A 20,929-nucleotide genomic window follows, 5' to 3' on the forward strand; every position below is an offset into this window, starting at 1 on the left:
CTAAAATCACCAATGGTAAGTAGCTTTAATGGCAGCTCAACCTTTTTTTGCACGCCGCCGGTGTGGAGAGATAATTTAAGATTAATGCGAGCCTTAGGCACTTCATTCTGGAACGTATCAGTCACTTCTGTCTCTTCCCTTAGTTAATTATCATACACATCTTCGCTTGACACTTAATTAAGTGTAATAATAAAACAGCGCTCAACAAAACAGCAAGCCGCCTGCAATGAGTAAAACTACAGAACAAATACAGCAATAATTCATATCAACAATGAATGATTAACGCGTCAAATATAAAAAAACGAAAATTCATAAAGTATTAAAAACTACACGTTATCAAAACATCACATGACCCATTTTAATAAATTGCATAAATTTGCTTTAAGTCAATATTGCCATATTACAAGCATCAATATTAATAACTTTATTGATATTGCAGCATGAATAGTTATAGCAAAAGATGTACTGCACATGTTTGACCTGATACTCAGCACAAAACATCTTGCTTTTACATTTCTACGGCCACCTACATGCAGTGGCGATGTGACAATATTATCTGTTACAGATGATTAAGTTACATGACTCGCATTTATTCGTACAATGCCTTTTGGGTGACTCGGTCACAAGCCGCTATCCCGATGCAACACTCTCTGGACAACAAAGGAGCCAGGCGTTGATATGAAACAGATCACCCTTAGCGATATGCAGCAGCAGAGCGAAGCGGCGGCCAGTTCCCCGCGCTTACGTGCCCATCGCAATTTTCACCCTGAGCTGAGCGACCCGGTGCAGCGTCTGGCTATCGCTATGGAACCCGGCACCTATATCCGCCCGCACCGGCACCGACATACCTTTGAACTTTTGCTGCCGCTGAAAGGTCGCTTTGTGGTGCTAAATTTTGATGATCATGGCGCGATCACTAACCGGGTGGTGCTGGGTGAAACCTGCATGGCGCTGGAAATGGAGCCTGGCACCTGGCATACGGTGCTCTCACTCGACGCTGGTGGAATGGTATTTGAAGTCAAACAAGGCGCTTATCAACCGCTTGCTGAAATCGACACTATGGACTGGGCGCCAGCAGAAGGTCAGCCGGGTACCGCGGAGATGATGGCCTGGTATGCCATCGCGCAGCCAGGAGATCGCTATCCCTCTGTAACCCGGTAAGCTTGGCCGCCGCAAACGGATGCCGCGAGCATCCGTTTGCGTTATCCCTGTCGTCCAGGCATTGATTTCAAGAACCACATTCTCTTCATGATGCGTTCCCTCTCGTCGAGGTCGTTAATAAAAAAAAGTGTTGTATTCAGGCGCTAAGCAAACTATTTTTCTCGAGCGAAATAAATGATAGGATTACACCATCAAGTGAATGGCTGACGTAACCATAAGAATAATCATCTTATTGATATAATATTCTCAACATGAATGAATTTCATCAATCAGACCAGCGACGTTAACAAAAAAAAGCACATGACCATCAGATTTTCATTGCTAATACTGATCGCTATTTTTCTGCAATAAACAATCCTTATGAATATAACAGAACGGAATATCTGGAAATTAAATAATTTACCGCCAATGGAGTATTGTTCCCTTTCCCGGGCGCAAAAATTATTAAACTGTGAAATTGAAGACATTCTTCACTGGCATGATATCGGTGCGATCAATCTATGCCTGAAGCTTAACCCGACGCGGGGAACACTAAAACTCGCCGTCCTTGCTCATCAGGAAAAAGAGGTAACCAACACATTTAATCCACTCAATTCATCTGAGACGGTGGAAACTTACTGGTCGCCACACTCCCATATCCATAGCATTTTGCGGATTGATGGCGATATTCCCGTCATGGAAACCCAGAGCGGGAATACCGTCACGCAGTTCAACGTCAAGGTCACAGCTTCAGGACTCTGGCATCCGCACAGCCGGAATTTAATGGCGTTGCTGGAGGCGCCTAACGATATTCATCGTGAAAACAGGTTCAGCATGATGCTGCCTGAGAAACCGTTTGTTTATTGTCACTTCATTCCGCAGGAAGCCGAAAACCCCATCCTGTCATTGAATCGGCTCTATATTACCAGTCAGGCAATTGAGAAAATATTTGCCCATAGCATTAGCGCCCGACCGATGGATGTCACAAAAAATCCGCTACGGCAACAAACCGGTTATATCCATCAGGAATTAACCTCACTTCCGCAAAGTGAGGTACTGCTGGAATTTATCCACGATCTTATTCTGTCCCATAGTTTATTTAATGTGAAATTGCAGACAATGGCTGAGCCAGACAAGACCCAGCTCTTTCATCACGTGCTGGAAAGGCTTAAGGAGGAAGTCATGCTTAGAGAGAATGCCCTGCCCGACGAGGCCGACACCAGCAACGCAGCCCACCGTTAATCCTGGCTCGCCGCCGAGCGACGCACGCCTTCAGGCAGGAGGCAGGCGGTTTTCCTGCTCAAGCGTTAGCGCAATCTCCCGCGCCAGGGCGATAAATTCGCGTGCCGCGGCGCTCTGCCACGCATCCCTGCGCTGGAGCAAACAGGCCGTTCGCTGCAGCAGCGCGGGTTCCAGCTCAATCGCCACCACATCATCATACTGCCCGGCGATCGCCGCCGGCAGCAGTGTCGCAAGGGGCGTTCGCCGAATGACCGACAGAACGGCGCCGATAGAGTTGGCCTCCATCTGCACGTCAGGTTCGAGCCGATGACGACGACAATAACGATCGATCTGCTCCCGGGTGGCAAACTCGCTGCTCAGTAAAATCAGCGGCTGCGCGTCGAGCGCCTGCAGCCTGAGCGCGTTCTCTCTGGCCAGAGGATGCGTGCGGCTCACCACCAGCGCGAGGGTTTCCGTCAGCAGCGGCTGAACGACAATATCCGGGGAACGACTGTCGTCAAAGGCGATGCCGACATCCAGTTCATCCTGCAGCAACATCATTTCCATGCGCTCCTGGTTCATCTCCTGGATCAGCAATTTCACGCCGGGGTAGCGTCGATAGTAGTTTTCCACCAGCGGTCCCAGCATATAGGTGGTGAAGGTCGGCGTCATGGCAATGCGGAGTTTGCCGCGCTGCAGATCCTCAGCGTCATGCAGAGCGCGCCGCCCCTCCTCAAGATCGCGTAACGCCCGGCGGGCATACTCCAGCCAGATCTCTCCGGCATCGGTTAACCGGATATAACGGCCAGAGCGGTCGAAAAGCTGAACCTCCAGCATGGCTTCCAGCTGGCGGATCTGCTGTGACAGCGCCGGCTGGGAGACGTGCAGCGCCGCGGCGGCGCGGGTAAAGCCACGGTGTTCTGCCACAGCGATAAAGTAGGAAAGATGGCGCAGGAGCATCCGCTTACCTATAAGTAATTCAACTAGGGTTCATCATAAATAAGTCTTTTAACTTATGAAACAAGTTACGTACCCTCTACGCACGACCCGTTGCCTCTTTTACCTTGAACATCATCTTATGCAGGAGTGACTATGTCCGCTCACGATCGCTATCTCCAGCGCGCCTTAGCGCTGGCAAAACACAACACAACCCACGGCGGTCGCCCCTTTGGCGCCGTGATGGTGCGCCATAACGAGGTTGTCGCCGAAGCCGTCAACACCTTTCATCTGAGCGGCGACCCAACGGCGCATGCCGAACTGAATGCCGTTCGCGATATTGCCGCCAGGCTGGGAAGCGAAGTTCTGCGCGAATGCGTTATTTACGCCAGCGGACAGCCTTGTCCGATGTGTCTTAGCGCACTCTATTTAACCGGCGTGCGGGAAGTATTTTTCGCCAACAGCAATCAGGACGGAGAGCCTTTTCAGCTATCTACCGCCGCGATTTATCAGCAGTTGCAGCAGCCGCTGGCGCAGCAGACGTTGCCGATCCATCATCGCCCCCAGCCGGAGGGGCTGGCAGTTTATCAGCGGTGGGCGGAACAGCAGCCATGAAAGCCGTGTTGCGACAGAATCTGACGCTGGGGATCCTGGTGCTGATCGGCATAAATATGCGGCCGCTGCTCACCTCCATCGGCCCTTTGCTTCCGGAGATCCGCGCCGCCAGCGGGATGAGCTATACCCTGGCCGCGCTACTGACCGCCCTGCCGGTGGTAGCGATGGGCGTGCTGGCGCTGGCCGGCGGCTGGGTCGATCGTCATGTCGGTCAAAACCGTAGCATTGCGCTAAGCCTGCTGATTATCGCGGCGGGCGCCCTGTTGCGGGAAATCGCCCCGAATAGCGGCCTACTGCTCACCAGCGCCCTGGCCGGAGGCGTTGGCATCGGCATCATCCAGGCTGCCATCCCGGCGGTGATTAAGCGCTTATTCGCCCGACGGACGCCGCTGGTAATGGGGCTATGGTCAGCTGCGCTAATGGGCGGTGGCGGGTTAGGCGCCGCGTTAACGCCGTGGCTGGCGTCGCACAGCACAGCCTGGCGGGATGCGCTGGCCTGGTGGGCGCTCCCCGCCCTCCTCGCCCTGCTCAGCTGGCTGGCGATTTGCCGGCACCTGCCCCGTGCTCCGCATCAGACCAGCGCCGCCCCCCGGGTAGCGATTATTGGCCAGCGCCGCGCCTGGACGCTGGGGCTCTATTTCGGACTGATCAATGCTGGCTACGCCAGTCTGATCGCCTGGCTGCCGCCCTATTATATGCAGCTTGGCGACAGCGCCCAGTACAGCGGCTCGCTGCTGGCGTTGCTGACGGTTGGGCAAACCGCGGGCGCGCTGCTGCTGCCGGCGCTGGCTCGCCAGGATGACCGGCGCCAGCTTCTGCTGTGTGCTCTGGCGCTCCAGCTGATTGGCTTCTGCGGCTTCATCTGGCTGCCGCAGCACTTCTCCGCGCTCTGGGCTCTCGCCTGCGGCGTCGGTCTGGGCGGCGCGTTTCCCCTGTGCCTGGTGCTGGCCCTCGATCATGCCGGACAACCGACGGTGGCCGGCCGGCTGGTAGCCTTTATGCAGGGTATCGGATTTATTATCGCCGGCCTGTCGCCCTGGCTTTCCGGCCTGCTGCGTAGCCTGAGCGGGAACTACACCCTTGACTGGTCCTGGCATGCGCTCTGTGTCCTGTTACTCATGGCGATCACGCTGCGCTTTATCCCGGCACACTACCCTGCCGAGTGGCGACAGCGCGCCTCTGATCTGCATTAAACCGGTGGCGCGTGGCAACGTGGATGCCGCGCGCCAAGCCTGACTAGCTCCGCTAATCGCCCTGACGAGAAACCCGTTTTCGCAGCGTCGCTGGCGCTAAATTTATTACCGAGCGAAATTAATGTGTCGCCGAATCACGACACTCGTAAGTAACTAAAAATTAATAAAAAAATGCCTCTTGTTTCCCTGATTTTTTAGGCGTACATTAGCGCCATCTGGAGCACTTAACGCACAGAATTGCGAGCTGCCGCAGGGTGAGATTTCACCAGCGACAGCCCTTGAAAAACAGAACAATTAATTCATTTGAACGTCGCATAAGCGCGTGGAGTGATGAGTCGTGAAATACTTCTTTATGGGCCTCTCTTTTATGGTCATCGTTTGGGCCGGTACTTTTGCCCTGATGATCTAGACTGCAGCGGTGTCAAAAAAAACGGGAGCCCAGAGGCTCCCGTTTTTGTTATAGCGTATTCGCCGAAGCGCTAGCTCGCGGCGGGCAGCAAGCCATCCGCGCGGAACATCGCCTTAATGCCGCGGATCGCCTGACGCGTCCGGTCCCGGTTCTCGATCAGCGCGAAGCGGACATGGGTATCGCCATAATCGCCAAAGCCAATCCCCGGAGAAACGCAAACCTTCGCTTCGTTAAGCAGCTTTTTCGCAAACTCCAGCGAGCCCATGTCGGCATAAGGTTCCGGAATTTTCGCCCAGACGTACATGGACGCTTTCGGACACTCCACCATCCAGCCGGCCTCATGGAGCCCTTTCACCAGCACATCGCGGCGGCGCTTATACTGTTCAGCGATATCCCGCACGCATTGCTGATCGCCCTCCAGGGCAGCGATCGCCGCCACCTGCAGCGGCGTAAACGTGCCGTAGTCATGGTAGCTTTTGATGCGGGCAAGGGCGTTCACCAGGGTCTTATTACCGACCATAAAGCCAATGCGCCAGCCGGCCATGTTATAGCTTTTCGACAGGGTAAAGAACTCGACGGCGACATCGCGTGCGCCGGGCACCTGCATGATGGAGGGCGCTTTCCAGCCGTCATACACGATATCGGCATAGGCCAGATCGTGGACGACCAGGATGTCATACTGCTTCGCCAGGGCGACAACCTTTTCAAAGAAATCCAGCTCGACGCACTGCGCGGTCGGATTCGAGGGAAAGCCAAGGATCATCATCTTCGGCTTCGGATAGCTCTCGCGGATGGCGCGTTCCAGTTCGTTAAAGAAATCCACCCCTTCCACCAGCGGCACCGAGCGCACCTGCGCCCCGGCAATCACCGCGCCGTAGATATGGATCGGGTAGCTGGGGTTCGGCACCAGCACGGTGTCGCCATGATCCAGCGTCGCCAGCATCAGGTGCGCCAGCCCCTCTTTCGAACCAATGGTGACGATCGCTTCCGATTCCGGATCGATATCGACGTTATAGCGTTCTTCATACCAGCGCGAAATAGCGCGACGCAGGCGTGGGATCCCCCGCGAGGTAGAGTAACCATGGGTGTCAGGCCGCTGGGCGACGGTGCAGAGTTTTTCCACGATATGCGGCGGCGTCGCGCCATCGGGATTGCCCATACTGAAATCAATAATATCTTCGCCGCGCCGGCGCGCAGCCATTTTCAGTTCGGCAGTAATATTAAAAACGTACGGAGGGAGACGATCGATACGCGTAAAACGGCGTTCAGGACTGGATTCAGCCATAGGTTCCTCTGATTAACGTTAGCGCCCGGACCGTCCGAGCGACGCTGCCGCTGTTGCGGCTCGTTTAGAAAATAACCTGAAAAAAATCACGTTGTCGAGTGCCCTGACGAAAAATAATCACTGGCGTTAAAAACGGGTATCGTCTGCGCTAAATACGGCAGTACGCTGCGGGATGAATACCGTTTTGTCTGCAAGTGGTAACATATTGATATCTTTTCTATCACGGGTATTTATCGTTTCTTCTGGCGTCTGGCGGTACATCGCCTCCCCACCCCTCAATCCCCTTTTAAAAGTGCGCCTTTTCCTCATTATTTTTCTGCGGCTGGTCTTCTGTCGTCAGGTTTTTTATCATGTCCTTTTCTGGCCACTGACGCGGCGCACCCATGCACGAAATCTTTACTATGATGCTGGCGGTCTATGATCGTGCGGCCCTGATGCTTATTTGCCTGTTTTTTCTCATTCGCCTGCGCCTGTTCCGCGAACTGTTGCATAAGTCGGCGCATACGCCGAAAGAGCTGCTGGCTGTCACCGCCATTTTCTCGCTGTTCGCGCTCTTCAGTACCTGGTCCGGTGTGCCGGTGGAAGGATCGCTGGTAAACGTGCGCATCATCGCCGTGATGTCCGGCGGGATCCTGTTTGGTCCCTGGGTGGGGGCCATTGTCGGGGTGATTGCCGGTGTGCACCGCTATCTGATTGATATTGACGGCGTGACCGCCGTGCCCTGCTTTATCACCAGTATCATCGCCGGCCTGCTGTCGGGGTTGATTAACCGCAAAGTGGCCCGCGATCAACGCTGGAAAATCGGCATTCTGGCCGGAATGGTCTGCGAGACTCTGACCATGATCCTGGTGGTGATCTGGGCCCCTTCCCTCAGCCTCGGCGTGGATATTGTTTCGAAAATTGGTATCCCGATGATCCTCGGCAGCGTCTGCATCGGTTTTATCGTGCTGCTGGTGCAGAGCGTGGAAGGGGAAAAGGAGGCCAGCGCCGCGCGGCAGGCGAAACTGGCGCTCGACATTGCCAACAAAACCCTGCCGCTGTTCCGTCAGGTCAACAGCGATTCTCTGCGCCAGGTTTGCGACATTATCCGCCGCGACATTACCGCCGACGCGGTGGCGATCACCAATACGGAACACGTGCTGGCCTACGTGGGCGTCGGTGAAGCCAACTATCAACATCATAACGATGTCATCAGTCCCACCACCCGACAGGCCATCCGTTATGGAAAAATCATTATTAAAAACAATGATGAAGCCCACCGTACGCCGGAGATCCACTCCTTGATGGTCATTCCGCTGTGGGAAAAAGGGGTGGTCACCGGTACGCTAAAAATCTATTACTGCCACGCCCATCGCATCACCTCGACGCTGCAGGAGATGGCGATAGGCCTGTCACAAATCATCTCCACCCAGCTGGAGGTTTCCCGCGCCGAACAGCTACGGGAGATGGCCAACAAAGCGGAGCTGCGCGCTCTGCAAAGCAAGATTAACCCGCACTTTTTATTCAATGCCCTGAACGCGATCTCCTCCTCGATTCGCCTTAATCCGGACACCGCGCGCCAGCTCATTTTTAATCTGTCGCGCTATCTGCGCTATAACATCGAATTAAAAGACGATGAGCAGATTGATATCAAACGAGAGCTGTATCAGATCAAAGATTACATCGCCATTGAACAGGCGCGATTCGGCGACAAACTGACGGTTATCTATGATATTGACGACGACGTCAGCTGCGTGATCCCAAGCCTGCTTATCCAGCCTCTGGTGGAAAATGCCATTGTGCACGGCATTCAGCCGTGTAAAGGGAAAGGCGTGGTGACGATCGGCGTCAATGAGTGCGGTAATCGGGTTCGCATCAGCGTTCGCGACACCGGCAACGGCATCGATCCCGCCGTGGTCGCCCGCGTGGAAGCCGATGAAATGCCGGGTAACAAAATCGGCCTGCTCAACGTTCATCATCGGGTGAAACTTCTCTATGGCGAGGGGCTGCATATCCGCACCCTGACGCCAGGAACGGAGATCGCTTTTTATGTCCCCAATCACTCTACGCCGCAGGCGCTGACGGAGTCTCTGTTGTCATGAGCGGAGAAAAGATGAAAGTTATCATTGTGGAGGATGAGTTTCTGGCCCAACAGGAACTCTCCTGGCTTATCAACACCCACAGCCAGATGGAGATCGTCGGCAGCTTTGACGACGGACTGGACGTGCTGAAATTTCTCCAGCACAACAAGGTCGACGCCATCTTTCTCGATATCAATATTCCATCGCTGGACGGCGTTCTGCTGGCGCAGAACATCAGCCAGTTCGCCCATAAGCCTTTTATCGTCTTTATCACCGCGTGGAAAGAACACGCCGTGGAAGCCTTTGAGCTGGAGGCGTTTGACTACATTCTGAAGCCCTACCAGGAGTCGCGCATCATCAATATGCTGCAGAAGCTGACCGCCGCCTGGCAGCAGCAAAATAACGCCGCTTCCGGGTTAACCAGCGTGGCGCCTCGGGAAAACGACACCATCAATCTGATAAAAGATGAGCGGATCATCGTCACCAGCATTCATGATATCTATTATGCCGAGGCGCACGAGAAGATGACCTTCGTCTACACTCGCCGGGAGTCATTCGTCATGCCGATGAACATTACCGAATTCTGCAGCAAACTGCCCACCGCACATTTCTTTCGCTGTCACCGCTCGTACTGTGTGAATCTCAGCAAAATTCGGGAAATTGAGCCGTGGTTTAACAATACCTATGTGCTACGCCTGCGCGACCTGGAGTTTCAGGTTCCGGTCAGTCGCAGTAAAGTGAAAGAGTTTCGCCAGCTGATGAATCTGTAGACGGCGGGGCTCCCCGCCTGGCCGGGCTACGACAGTAGCCCGGGAGGAATGCGCTTACAGCACTTGACCCAGCGTCTGACGCAGATGCGCGCCGGAGCCCAGCAGGCCTGGGTTGTCATGCACGATCAGGTAAACCGGGATATCCTGGACATAGGCTTTAAAACGACCTTTGTCCTCAAAACCGCCGCGGAAGCCGGAGGCTTTAAAGAACTCCAGGAAGCGCGGCACGATGCCGCCAGCGATATAGACGCCGCCAAACGTCCCCAGGGTCAGCGCCAGGTTTCCACCGAAGCGCCCCATAATGACGCAGAACAGCGACAGCGCCCGGCGACAGTCGGTGCAGCTATCCGCCAGCGCCCGCTCGGTGACCTCACGCGGCTGCAGGTTCTCCGGCAGTCGACCATCCGATTTGACTATCGCGCGATAAAGGTTGACCAGACCAGGACCGGAGAGGACGCGTTCTGCGGAGACATGCCCTAGCTCAGCGCGCAGCTCTTCCAGAATAATGCCCTCTTCTTCGCTGTTCGGCGCAAAATCGACATGGCCGCCTTCGCCCGGCAGGCTGACCCAGCGCTTATCAACGTGTACCAGATGGGCTACGCCCAGCCCGGTTCCGGCGCCATAAACGGCGATCGGTTTGCCGGCTACCGGCGCGCTGCCGCCGAACTGAATCAGGTGCTCGGCTTTCAGCATCGGGATGGCCATTGAAACGGCGGTGAAATCGTTGATAATCTCCAGGTGCGCAAAGCCAAGGTTGCGCTTCATCTCGGCGATGGAGAAGGCCCAGGTATGGTTGGTCATCGCCACCCAGTCGCCGGTGATCGGGCAGGCGATAGCGATACAGCCTTCGCTGACCGTCACCTGATGCTCCTCGAGATAGACGCGTACCACCGCCTCCAGACTGGGGTAATCGAGCCCGGAATAGGTCTTTGCACGAGAGATCTCTCCGCTCGCCAGATCACACAGCGCCAGGCGGGCGTTGGTCCCCCCGACATCTCCTACTAAAGCAAATTTTGTCATTCCGTTACGGCTCCGCTAAAGTCAAAATAAATCTTTTGGCACACTGTAAATTCATGGCGGCTTAACAACAACGTCCAACTCGCGGACGCCCCTTGTTTAGCGACACAGGTCACATTTAGTTTGTAATCAATGCAAAGTAGCCTATTAACGAGGCCACGGGTATCAGACGCCGCCTTAACTTTATCGTTTCAGCACCATTTGCATCGACGGTCCCCGCCGACAAAGGCAAAGTAGTGCTCCTGAACTTTAACAAGGACATTTTCATGCTCCATCCTCGCGCCAGAACAATGCTGATCCTGTCGGTGCCGGCTATCCTGATTGGCATCGCCTCCAGTCTGATCCTGATCGGCGCGATGAAGATTGCTGCGTTGCTGCAGCGCATCCTGTGGAGCAATCTGCCAGTGCAGTTTGGAGTAAGCGCCGAGAACCCGCTGTGGATCATCGCCATTCTCACGGCGACGGGGATCGCGGTGGGCCTGGTCGTCCGTTACAGCCCGGGGCATGCCGGGCCGGACCCGGCGACCGAGTCGTTAATCGGCGCGCCCATTGCCACCGGCGCGCTGCCCGGGCTGCTGGCGGCGCTGATCCTTGGCCTCGCCGGCGGCGTCAGCCTCGGCCCGGAGCATCCGATTATGGTGGTGAATATTGCGCTGGCCGTCGCCGTCGGCTCCCGACTGTTCCCGCGGGTCAGCTCTCTTGACTGGACCATTCTCGCGGCCTCAGGCACCATCGGCGCCCTCTTCGGCACCCCGGTGGCCGCCGCGCTGATTTTTTCGCAAACCCTCAACAGCAGCAACGAGTCGCCGCTATGGGATCGTCTGTTTGCCCCGATGCTTGCCGCCGCCGCGGGCGCGCTGACGACCGGGCTGTTTTTCCACCCCCACTTCACGCTGCCGCTCCCACACTATAGCCAGATGCACTTCGTCGATATTATCAGCGGCATGATCGTCGCCCTGATCGCTATCGCCGTCGGTATGGTCGCCGTCTGGTGTCTGCCGCGCCTGCACACGCTGATGCACCGCCTGAAAAACCCGATCCTGACGCTGGGCCTCGGCGGCTTGCTGTTAGGGATCCTCGGGACCATTGGCGGACATTTAACGTTGTTTAAGGGGCTGGATGAGATGCAGCAGCTGGCCTTCAGCCAGACGCTGACAGCCTCGGATTATCTGCTCATCGCGCTGGTTAAACTGGCTGCGCTGGTTCTCGCCTCGGCCTGCGGCTTTCGCGGCGGGCGGATTTTCCCCGCGGTCTTCGTCGGCGTGGCGCTGGGGCTGATGCTGCATGCCCACGTGGACGCCGTGCCGGCGGCGATCACCGTCTCCTGCGCGATCCTCGGCATGGTGCTGGTCGTCACCCGCGACGGCTGGCTGAGCCTGTTTATGGCCGCCGTGGTGGTGCCGGACACCACGCTGCTGCCGCTGCTGTGCATTGTGATGCTCCCGGCCTGGCTGCTGCTGGCCGGGAGGCCCTTGATGATTGCCAGACACCATACCGACTAAACGCGGCTGTTTCGTTCCTCCAGCGCCTGCGTCACCGCGCGCAGGAAATCGGGAATATCCATTTTCGGCAGCATCACTTCCACCAGGGTGAGCGTATCGGAGGTGATGCTCTCCGCCATCGCCTCTCGTAGCTCATCGGTGTGCGTAACCCGCCAGCAGCGCGAGGCAACGTCCGGGGCGAAGGCTTCCGGCAGGCGTAGCCAGTCCCACAGGGCAATGTCATTGTAGCGCTGCTCTGGGCCGTGAATCGCCCGTTCCACGGTATACCCTTCGTTATTCAGCAGCAGAATAAGCGGCTTTTGCTTATCGCGCAGCATAGAGCCCATCTCCTGAATCGTCAGCTGGGCGGCGCCATCGCCGACAATCAGCACCACCCGCCGCTCTGCCGCCGCGGTTTGCGCGCCATAGGCGGCCGGGAGGGTAAAACCAATCGAGCCCCACAGCGGCTGGACGATCAGCGACGCCTCTGACGGCAGCTTCAGCGCGGCAATGCCGAAGGCGGCCGTCCCCTGGTCGGCGAGAATAATATCGCCGGGACGCAGCGCCCCCTGCACCGTCGCCCAGAAATTTTTCTGCGTGAGTTCGCCGTCGGCCCCCTCCTCCACTTCCGGCGCCACGACCTGAGGCGCAGCCCACTCCGCCGCCAGCGGTGCGGAAAGGGTCATCAGCGCAGCCAGTGCCTGATCCATCGGCACGCCGCTGAACCAGTGATCGCCCACCCTGACCGCGAAGGGCTGGATCTCTATCGTCTTATCCCGCGCCAGATGCTGGGTGAATCCCGCGGTGATGGTGTCGGTGAAGCGCGTGCCGATGCAGATGATGGTGTCGGCGTTTTCGATGGCCTCCCGGGTCTGCGGCGCGCTGGCGATACCGCTGTAGGTGCCGACAAAACCTCTCTGCTGCTCATCGAACAGCCCCTTGCCCATTAGCATGGTGGCGTGGGCGACGGGGGTTTTCGCTACCCATTCCCGGAGCGTGTTTTGCAGGCCATAGCGTTGCGCGAGGAAGTCCGCCAGCAGGGAGATGCGTCGACTGCCCCGCAGCAGGCGGCTGGCATGCTCGCAGAATCCGGCGAGCTGGTTTTCATCCGCCGGAGCGGCCTCCACCAGCAAGCGCTGCGCTGGGGCAATCGCTGCCGCTCTGGCGACATCGGCCGGCAGCATCAGATAGCCAGGCCGATGATGCGTCAGCATATCGCGCAGAACACGGTCGATCTCATGGCAGGCGTTGCCGGCGGTCAGCAGCGCCTGGCTACAGGTGATCTGCTCGCTCATCCGCGCAAAATGGCGGAAATAGCCGTCGCCCAGGGTGTGATGCAGCAGTTCGCCGCGCTGCTGAGCGCCAGTGGAGGGCGCGCCGACGATATGTAATACCGGAATATGCTCCGCATAGCTGCCCGCCACGCCGTTCAGCGCGCTCAGTTCGCCGACGCCGTAGGTTGTAAGTAACGCACCGGCTCCCTTAATGCGTGCATAACCGTCAGCAGCATAGGCCGCATTGAGCTCGTTGGCGCAGCCGACCCACCCCAACGCATTATGCGCAATGACCCGGTCGAGAAACTGTAAGTTGTAATCTCCCGGCACGCCGAACAAGCGGTCAATACCGCAGTCGACGAGGCGATCCAGCAGATAATCCCCAATAGTGTAAGTCGGTTGCATATCCATTTTCCTCATTTTGGCGCAGGTGTAATTTGAGTATTGAATAAGCGATCCGCCTGTCCAGAAAGGGGGCGATAAAGGCAGTGTAAAGCAATAATTACGCCGAAAAAGCGATGTACTCCACGCAGAACATTGATTAGTGTAAACGTATACACATCCTGTTTTATCTGCGGAGGAAGAATGGTTTACCAGGCAAGTACCACGCGATATCAAACGATGGCCTATCGTCGCTGCGGCCGCAGCGGCCTTCAGCTGCCGGCAATTTCTCTCGGTCTGTGGCATAACTTTGGCGATGAAACGCGGGTGGAAACCAGCCGGCAGATGCTCCAGCACGCATTTGACCTCGGCATTACCCATTTCGACCTGGCCAACAACTATGGGCCGCCGCCGGGCTCGGCGGAAAGCAATTTTGGCCGCATCCTCAAAGAGGCGCTCCTGCCCTATCGCGATGAGTTGATCATCTCCACCAAGGCGGGCTACACCATGTGGGACGGCCCTTACGGCGACTGGGGTTCACGCAAATATCTGGTGGCCAGCCTTAACCAGAGCCTGCAGCGCATGGGGCTGGAATATGTCGATATTTTTTATCATCACCGCCCGGACCCGGAGACACCGCTGACGGAAACGATGCGCGCGCTTGATCACCTTGTCCGCCAGGGTAAAGCGCTGTACGTCGGCATCTCCAACTATCCGCTGGCCCAGGCGCGGGAGGCGGTGAAGATCCTTAACGATCTCGGCACCCCCTGCGTCATTCACCAGCCCCGCTACTCCATGTTTGAACGCGGCGTGGAAGAGGGGCTGCTGGATTTTTTGCAGACGGAAGGGGTGGGAAGTATAGCGTTTTCACCGCTGGCCGGCGGACAGCTCACCGACCGCTATCTCAACGGCATTCCGGCAGACTCACGTGCCGCCAGCAGCAGTCGTTTTCTGCAGCCGGAGCAGCTGACCAGCGCCAGATTAGAAAAAATTCGTCAGCTGAATACGCTGGCGGAAGCACGCGGGCAGAAGCTGTCGCAGATGGCGCTGGCCTGGGTGCTGCGTGAGGAGAAAGTCACCTCCGTGCTGATCGGCGCCAGCAAAACCGCCCAGCTGGATGACGCTGTCGGAATGCTGAAACATCGTCATTTCAGCGCCGAAGAGTGCGCCGCGATTGATGCCATCCTGGCGCTGTAAAGCAAATGTTACTTTAGCAAAAAGTGCTCTTTTCTGTGCTTTCGGAGTTCGTCCGATGCGATAGGTCTTTACCGGCCCGTAATATCACGTTAACAGGCCGCTTAGGGCCCCGATCGTGAAGGAGAAGAGTATGTTCAGGTCACTGATTCTGGCAGCAGTACTGCTGGCCGCAGCGCCATTAGTCGCTAACGCTGGTGAAATCACCCTGTTGCCATCGATAAAATTACAAATTGGCGATCGTGACAATTACGGTAACTACTGGGACGGTGGCAGCTGGCGCGACCGTGATTACTGGCGTCGTCACTATGAATGGCGTGATAACCGTTGGCATCGTCATGACAACGGCTGGCACAAAGGCTGGTACAAAGGCAGAGATAAAGCCTGGGAGCGCGGCTATCGCGCGGGCTGGAGCGACCGCGACGATCGCCGCGGCGGCTGGGGACGTGGTCCCGGCGGGCGTGGTCACGGTCATGGCCATCACTAACAGACGAAAAGGGGAGCCCATCGGCTCCCCTTCGCTTTATTCCGCATCAGGAGGCCATTAATCCACCCCGAGCAGCGATCCCACAATTAACCAGCCGTTCAGGCTCACCACAATCGCGACTATCGCCCAGCCGATGCCTCTCACCCAGCGGGTATTCACCAGGTCTCCCATTAGCTTTGCATTGCTGGTAAATATCAGCAGCGGTACCAGGGCAAGCGCAATACCAAAGCTCAGCAACACCTGACTCATCACCAGGATGCGCGTTGGATCCAGCCCCAGCAGAATGACGACAAACGACGGCAGCATAGTGACCGCCCGGCGAAACCACAGCGGAATATGAAAGCGAATGAAGCCCTGCATGACCACCTGACCTGCGAGAGTCCCCACCACCGTCGATGATAAACCTGCAGCGACCAGGCTGAGGCCAAAGATGGTCGCCGCCGCATGGCTCAGCAGCGGCTCCAGCGTTCTGTAAGCCTGATCAAGATCGGCGACGCCGGTATGGCCATTGAAATGGAATGCCGCCGCGGCGGTCGCCATCATCGCCAGGTTGACGAACCCGGCAATGGTCATGGCGATCGCCACATCCCAGCGGGTCGCGTTATAGCGCTCTTTTCGCGTCCCGCCGTGCAGATGCTGGGTAAGCGAGGAGTGTAAGTAGATCACGTGCGGCATAATGGTGGCCCCCAGCACCCCGGCGGCTAAGAATACCGCCTCGCCGTTGGGCAGCGTAGGGATCGCCAGCCCTTTGGTCAGGGGAGCCAGCGCGGGCTGGGAAAAGATCAATTCAACGACATAGGCGACGGCAACAAACAGCAGCAAGCCGCCAATCACCTTCTCCAGCGGTTTTTGTCCGCGCCGCTGCAGCATCAGGATCAGGAAGGTCGCCACCCCGGTCAGCACCGCCCCTTGCAGAAGCGATACGCCCAGCACCAGCTTAAAGCCAATCGCAGCGCCGATAAATTCGGCCAGATCGGTGGCCATGGCGATGATTTCCGCCTGCACCCAGTAAAACCACACTACCGGGCGCGGGTAATGGTCGCGGATCTGCTCGGCCAGGTTTTTACCGGTGGCAATGCCGAGTTTGGCAGAGAGCACCTGGATCAGCATTGCCATCAGGTTGGCCCATACCACCACCCACAGCAGCTGATAGCCAAAGCTGGCGCCAGCCTGAATATTCGTGGCGAAATTACCCGGATCGATATAGCCAATGGCAGCGACGAAAGCTGGCCCCATTAAGGCGAGCTTCACCTTGCGCGCGGCGCGACTACTGCTATTCTCAACGCGACTGCTAGTCATCTTCTGCCTCTGGAAATATAGCCTTTGCTATGTTTCATGCTATCAAAATGCGAATGATTATCAAGTTCATTTAGAATGGAGATAATGATTGCTGTGATAGGAGGGAACAATTGCTGGCCGGAAATGAAAAACGGGCGTCAGTAAACCCGATCGCGCCCGCTATTAAGAGTAGTACAAGAATGCAACTTTTAAAACCTTTACGTAACATAACAAAAGTGGATGTTTGATCACTATTTTTGCCATTGGTCACAGTTCCTTGCAATAGTGTGCAATTGATCTCGTTTTCTTTAAAGCCGTTGCATAGAATGTGCACGGAAATTTAACCTGCCTCATATTTGGAGCAACTATGGACCGCGTCTTGCATTTTGTCCTCGCGATCGTTGTGGTGGCTATACTGGCCCTGTTGGTCAGTCATGACCGTAAAAAGATCCGTATTCGTTATGTTGTTCAACTGCTTGTCATTGAAGTCCTGCTGGCCTGGTTCTTCCTGAACTCCGATATTGGTCTGGGTTTTGTGAAAGGCTTCTCCGAGATGTTTGAAAAACTTCTCGGCTTTGCCAACGAAGGGACAAACTTCGTGTTCGGCAGCATGAACGACAAAGGTCTGGCCTTCTTCTTCCTTAAGGTTCTGTGCCCTATCGTCTTCATTTCCGCGTTGATCGGTATTTTGCAGCATATTCGCATCCTGCCGATTGTTATTCGCGCCATCGGTACCGTGCTGTCGAAAATCAACGGCATGGGCAAGCTGGAGTCCTTCAACGCCGTCAGCTCGCTGATCCTCGGCCAGTCGGAAAACTTTATTGCCTATAAAGATATTCTCGGCAAAATGTCGCGCAACCGTATGTACACCATGGCGGCGACCGCGATGTCCACCGTATCGATGTCCATCGTTGGCGCATACATGACCATGCTGCAGCCGAAGTACGTCGTCGCGGCGCTGGTGCTCAACATGTTCAGCACCTTTATCGTTCTGTCGTTGATTAACCCGTACCGTGTGGAAGAGAGTGAAGAAAATCTGCAGATGTCGAATCTGCACGAAGGTCAAAGCTTCTTCGAGATGCTGGGCGAGTACATTCTGGCGGGCTTTAAAGTCGCGATTATCGTGGCGGCGATGCTGATCGGCTTCATCGCGCTGATCTCCGCGCTGAACGCCCTGTTCGCCACTGTGACCGGCTGGTTCGGCTACAGCATCTCCTTCCAGGGGATCCTTGGCTATATCTTCTACCCGGTCGCCTGGGTGATGGGCGTGCCGGCAAGCGAAGCGCTGCAGGTGGGCAGTATTATGGCTACCAAGCTGGTCTCCAATGAATTCGTCGCCATGATGGATCTGCAGAAAATCGCCTCGACGCTCTCCCCGCGCGCGGAAGGCATTATCTCTATCTTCCTGGTCTCCTTCGCCAACTTCTCGTCTATCGGCATCATCGCCGGGGCGATCAAAGGTCTGAACGAAGAACAGGGCAACGTGGTTTCTCGCTTCGGTCTGAAGCTGGTTTACGGCTCCACGCTGGTCAGCGTCCTGTCTGCTTCTATTGCGGCTCTGGTTCTGTAACAGGCGCCAGTCATCTGAGCCGGGCGATGCCCGGCTTTTTTTTACCCGTCATTCGCCCAGCGGCTGAGGCTTGCCCACCAGGTAGCCCTGTAGATAATTCACCCCCAGCTCCAGCAAGCGCGCTTTTTGCGGTTCGCTTTCGACATATTCCGCCACCACGCTCATCCGTTTCGCCCGCGCCATCTCGACAATCGATTTCACCATAATGGCGTCCAGCGGGTCAGTGAGGATGTCGCGGACGAAGCAGCCGTCAATCTTGATGATATCGGCCTGGAGATGCTTCAGTCGTTCATAGTTCGCATATCCGGTGCCAAAGTCATCAATGGCGATGGCGCAGCCAAACGCGCGCAGCGCTTCAAGATTTTGCCGGCTGATGTCGGCATTGGAAAAGGCCTGCTCTTCAGTGACTTCAATAGTGATAAGGTCTGGTGAGACCGCATAGCGTTGAAACAGCGCGATTATCTGCGCGGCGCTATCCTTTTGCATCAGGGTTGCAGGCAGCAGATTGACCGAGAATCGCTGGCCAGCGTGCTGATGAAGCACGCTGAACAAGGTCTCCAGCACCAGCATGTCGAAACGTTGGCTGAGGTTAAACTGCACAATCAACGGGATAAACTGATCGGGCATAATGACGCTATCGCCACAGCGCATCCGGGTGAGGATCTCATGATATCCCTCCCCTTCCCTGTTCTGAATCGGTTGCGCATAGAGCATGAGCGCCCGCTCTTTGAGCACCTGCTTGACGCGCATGAGGAGGCGCACCTGCTCGGTGGTTTGATCCACCACCAGCTCCTGCTCCTCATCCAGCGCCAGCACCCGACGTTCGCTGCCCGCCTGTTCGGAAAGCCAGCTTAGCTGACCCAGCATCTGGTGAAGTCCCTCGCGCTGACCGTCGTCGCGGCCCCAGGCCGCGCCAAACTCCAGATCCAGCGGCTGATTGTGCCAGCTGAATTTTTTGTGGTTGAGAACCGCGACCATATGGTGCAAACGGGATGAGGGTTCCGGTCCGCCAAGCACGAGGATCAGTTCGCTGCCCGGCACCTGGAAAACTTTATCCGCCGCCCCCAGCAGCGGTTGCAGCGCCCGAATAATCTGCCGTTTACAGTCCACCCCCATCATCAGGCCATAATGCCTGCTGAGAAAGTCGAGATTATGAATACGCAGGCTGCAGATAACCTGCTGCGGACAGCTTTGTAAATGGCTCTCCAGCGCGCGCAGGTTAGGCAAGCCAGTCAGCGGATCTTCTTCCGCCTGACTACGCCAGCGGCGTTTATTGCGATCGCTGCGGGCATAGGTGTCTGCCATATAAAACAAACAGATAGTAAAGGAGATCAACACTGACAGCACAAAGGATAATGAATACTCGCTTTGGACGCCCTGGAGAAAGTTTTTGTTATACACCACCAGTAAAAAAGCCGAGACCGACCATGAAATACGCAGCAGCGCATGACCAATCCGGCTAATCCCGATAAAGTAGACGATAAAAATCACCGGAACTAAATAACCGGCAATAAATTCAGACTGATACGGCGCACACAATAGCGTTAATATCACCGCCAGCGCAATAAACCAATATAGCGTAAAGGAACGATATTTTGCTGCCAGCCACGGTAAACATTCCTGCCGCCAGAATCGTCGAGCGTAGCGTGGATTGATAATCATCCGCATTGGATAATATAAAAAGGTGGTAAAAATTAATGCTGCGCTGATTAAACTTTGAATATCTATTACGGTGTAAATCAACGGCATACTACCAAAATAGCTGGTAATAGATAGGGGAAACGCAAAATATTGTCCGGCGAGGTACATGGTGATTTTCAGCAGCACCGGCGCGAAGAACCCGCCCCAGAAGATCCGCGCCCCCATATGTTTCGCCGTTGGACCACAGCGCCAGCGCTTACCCACCATCAGTCTTAGAATAGCGCAGGAGAAGAACACCGCAAAAAGCTGACAAAAGAGTAAGATAAACGCCTGCGGTAGCGTTAATTTAATTATCAGGCTATTGGTAATGGCAAATGCGAGAATTAATGGCGCAATCGCATAGCGACCAAAGATAAAAATAACAGAAAACATTACGCTGATTGGCAGCCAGGCAATATAAATAAGATTGCCATCAATAACCGTTTGCGGTGAAATAAAACGAGCCAGCGGAATAGCGACTAAACAGACGATAAAGGCCAACAGAGTTTTTTTGATATTAATGTTAATTTTATCAACCATTATTGTTAATTAAAACTCCGGCAGCCTCATTACGTTTAATGGGGGAAATGTTATGTTGCTTATTTAGGGCAAGCAAGGTGAATTATCAGGAAAAAGTCTGAAATTACTTTCGATTTTAATAGCTGGAGATTAACTGACGTAACCAGAAAGTGCTTTACATGAAAATAGATAAAAAAAAACCCCGCCGAAGCGAGGTTTCTGAATTTTGGTGGAGCTAAGCGGGATCGAACCGCTGACCTCTTGCATGCCATGCAAGCGCTCTCCCAGCTGAGCTATAGCCCCACAGGACCTCTTTACGAACCAAATCCGCTGGGTGCAGAATTTGGTGGAGCTAAGCGGGATCGAACCGCTGACCTCTTGCATGCCATGCAAGCGCTCTCCCAGCTGAGCTATAGCCC

19 protein-coding genes and 1 tRNA gene are annotated in these 20,929 nt (G+C 55.5%); 11 read left to right on the top strand and 9 right to left on the bottom strand.

Annotation, left to right across the window (positions count from 1 at the left end; translation table 11 throughout):
• Window positions 1-125, bottom strand: a 125-nt coding sequence (locus L2I46_RS27400) for a type VI secretion system contractile sheath small subunit (RefSeq protein WP_236948371.1), incomplete at its 3' end; no start/stop codon positions are given.
• A 553-nt stretch (window positions 126-678) separates the two neighbouring features.
• Here L2I46_RS27400 and L2I46_RS27405 point away from each other — a divergent pair.
• Together L2I46_RS27405 and L2I46_RS27410 are read left to right on the top strand one after the other, a co-directional pair.
• Entirely contained in the window at window positions 679-1,161 is a 483-nt protein-coding gene (locus tag L2I46_RS27405; protein WP_044524294.1) for a WbuC family cupin fold metalloprotein, read from the top strand.
• Window positions 1,162-1,521: 360 nt separating this feature from the next.
• The gene (locus L2I46_RS27410; protein WP_102005568.1) at window positions 1,522-2,382 is read left to right on the top strand and encodes a hypothetical protein; all 861 of its coding nucleotides are present in this window, start codon (window positions 1,522-1,524) and stop codon (window positions 2,380-2,382) included.
• 30 nt (window positions 2,383-2,412) lie between these two features.
• On the opposite strand, the gene cynR is transcribed toward L2I46_RS27410, so the two are convergent.
• Window positions 2,413-3,321, bottom strand: coding sequence for a transcriptional regulator CynR (gene cynR, locus L2I46_RS27415; RefSeq protein WP_048297979.1), 909 nt, complete (start codon window positions 3,319-3,321; stop codon window positions 2,413-2,415).
• Window positions 3,322-3,453: 132 nt separating this feature from the next.
• Here cynR and L2I46_RS27420 point away from each other — a divergent pair, with 132 nt between their 5' ends.
• The 3 genes from L2I46_RS27420 to ypdK all read left to right on the top strand — a co-directional run bounded on the left by L2I46_RS27420 (window position 3,454) and on the right by ypdK (window position 5,514).
• On the top strand, window positions 3,454-3,912 hold the full coding sequence (locus tag L2I46_RS27420) for a nucleoside deaminase (protein ID WP_023290577.1): 459 nt from the start codon (window positions 3,454-3,456) through the stop codon (window positions 3,910-3,912).
• The gene (locus L2I46_RS27425) at window positions 3,909-5,105 is read left to right on the top strand and encodes a CynX/NimT family MFS transporter (RefSeq protein ID WP_023290578.1); all 1,197 of its coding nucleotides are present in this window, start codon (window positions 3,909-3,911) and stop codon (window positions 5,103-5,105) included. Before L2I46_RS27420 ends, L2I46_RS27425 begins: the two co-directional genes overlap by 4 nt.
• 337 nt (window positions 5,106-5,442) lie before the next feature.
• Window positions 5,443-5,514, top strand: a complete 72-nt coding sequence (gene ypdK / locus L2I46_RS27430; RefSeq protein WP_099119320.1) for a membrane protein YpdK — start codon at window positions 5,443-5,445, stop codon at window positions 5,512-5,514.
• A 70-nt stretch (window positions 5,515-5,584) separates the two neighbouring features.
• Here the strand turns inward: ypdK and alaC are convergent, their stop codons facing one another.
• Both alaC and L2I46_RS27440 read right to left on the bottom strand, forming a co-directional pair.
• The gene (alaC, locus tag L2I46_RS27435) at window positions 5,585-6,799 is read right to left on the bottom strand and encodes an alanine transaminase (protein WP_004202031.1); all 1,215 of its coding nucleotides are present in this window, start codon (window positions 6,797-6,799) and stop codon (window positions 5,585-5,587) included.
• Between the two features lie 286 nt (window positions 6,800-7,085).
• Window positions 7,086-7,184, bottom strand: coding sequence for a hypothetical protein (locus L2I46_RS27440; RefSeq protein WP_032428955.1), 99 nt, complete (start codon window positions 7,182-7,184; stop codon window positions 7,086-7,088).
• Here L2I46_RS27440 and L2I46_RS27445 point away from each other — a divergent pair.
• Together L2I46_RS27445 and L2I46_RS27450 are read left to right on the top strand one after the other, a co-directional pair.
• The gene (locus L2I46_RS27445) at window positions 7,183-8,880 is read left to right on the top strand and encodes a sensor histidine kinase (protein WP_032453678.1); all 1,698 of its coding nucleotides are present in this window, start codon (window positions 7,183-7,185) and stop codon (window positions 8,878-8,880) included. The two genes, L2I46_RS27440 and L2I46_RS27445, sit on opposite strands and share 2 nt — an antisense overlap.
• Before the next feature lie 11 nt (window positions 8,881-8,891).
• Window positions 8,892-9,629, top strand: a complete 738-nt coding sequence (locus L2I46_RS27450) for a LytR/AlgR family response regulator transcription factor (protein WP_023290580.1) — start codon at window positions 8,892-8,894, stop codon at window positions 9,627-9,629.
• Between the two features lie 54 nt (window positions 9,630-9,683).
• Here the strand turns inward: L2I46_RS27450 and glk are convergent, their stop codons facing one another.
• Window positions 9,684-10,649, bottom strand: a complete 966-nt coding sequence (gene glk, locus L2I46_RS27455) for a glucokinase (protein ID WP_004202027.1) — start codon at window positions 10,647-10,649, stop codon at window positions 9,684-9,686.
• Between the two features lie 263 nt (window positions 10,650-10,912).
• On the opposite strand from glk, the gene L2I46_RS27460 reads away from it, so the two are divergent.
• A complete protein-coding gene (locus L2I46_RS27460; RefSeq protein ID WP_023290581.1) occupies window positions 10,913-12,148 on the top strand; it encodes an ion channel protein in 1,236 nt (411 codons plus the stop codon).
• Here the strand turns inward: L2I46_RS27460 and L2I46_RS27465 are convergent.
• Window positions 12,145-13,806 (bottom strand): alpha-keto acid decarboxylase family protein, encoded by a 1,662-nt coding sequence (locus tag L2I46_RS27465; protein WP_236948369.1) that lies wholly within the window; start codon window positions 13,804-13,806, stop codon window positions 12,145-12,147. The two genes, L2I46_RS27460 and L2I46_RS27465, sit on opposite strands and share 4 nt — an antisense overlap.
• Before the next feature lie 180 nt (window positions 13,807-13,986).
• On the opposite strand from L2I46_RS27465, the gene mgrA reads away from it, so the two are divergent.
• Entirely contained in the window at window positions 13,987-14,979 is a 993-nt protein-coding gene (gene mgrA / locus L2I46_RS27470) for an L-glyceraldehyde 3-phosphate reductase (protein ID WP_023290583.1), read from the top strand.
• Between the two features lie 130 nt (window positions 14,980-15,109).
• Window positions 15,110-15,463: a DUF2502 domain-containing protein gene (locus tag L2I46_RS27475; protein WP_102007015.1), complete on the top strand. Its 354-nt coding sequence runs from the start codon at window positions 15,110-15,112 to the stop codon at window positions 15,461-15,463.
• A 57-nt stretch (window positions 15,464-15,520) separates the two neighbouring features.
• Here L2I46_RS27475 and L2I46_RS27480 read toward each other — a convergent pair whose 3' ends face one another.
• Window positions 15,521-16,762 (bottom strand): Nramp family divalent metal transporter, encoded by a 1,242-nt coding sequence (locus L2I46_RS27480; RefSeq protein ID WP_004202021.1) that lies wholly within the window; start codon window positions 16,760-16,762, stop codon window positions 15,521-15,523.
• A 346-nt stretch (window positions 16,763-17,108) separates the two neighbouring features.
• Here L2I46_RS27480 and nupC point away from each other — a divergent pair, with 346 nt between their 5' ends.
• The gene (nupC, locus tag L2I46_RS27485; protein ID WP_012540950.1) at window positions 17,109-18,311 is read left to right on the top strand and encodes a nucleoside permease NupC; all 1,203 of its coding nucleotides are present in this window, start codon (window positions 17,109-17,111) and stop codon (window positions 18,309-18,311) included.
• A 48-nt stretch (window positions 18,312-18,359) separates the two neighbouring features.
• On the opposite strand, the gene L2I46_RS27490 is transcribed toward nupC, so the two are convergent.
• Window positions 18,360-20,531, bottom strand: a complete 2,172-nt coding sequence (locus L2I46_RS27490; RefSeq protein ID WP_236948370.1) for an EAL domain-containing protein — start codon at window positions 20,529-20,531, stop codon at window positions 18,360-18,362.
• A gap of 206 nt (window positions 20,532-20,737) precedes the next feature.
• Window positions 20,738-20,813, bottom strand: a tRNA-Ala gene (locus tag L2I46_RS27495).
• Window positions 20,814-20,929: the final 116 nt, after the last annotated feature.

Origin of the sequence: Klebsiella sp. 2019SCSN059, assembly GCF_021739525.1 — a bacterium.
GTDB lineage: Bacteria > Pseudomonadota > Gammaproteobacteria > Enterobacterales > Enterobacteriaceae > Klebsiella > Klebsiella quasipneumoniae.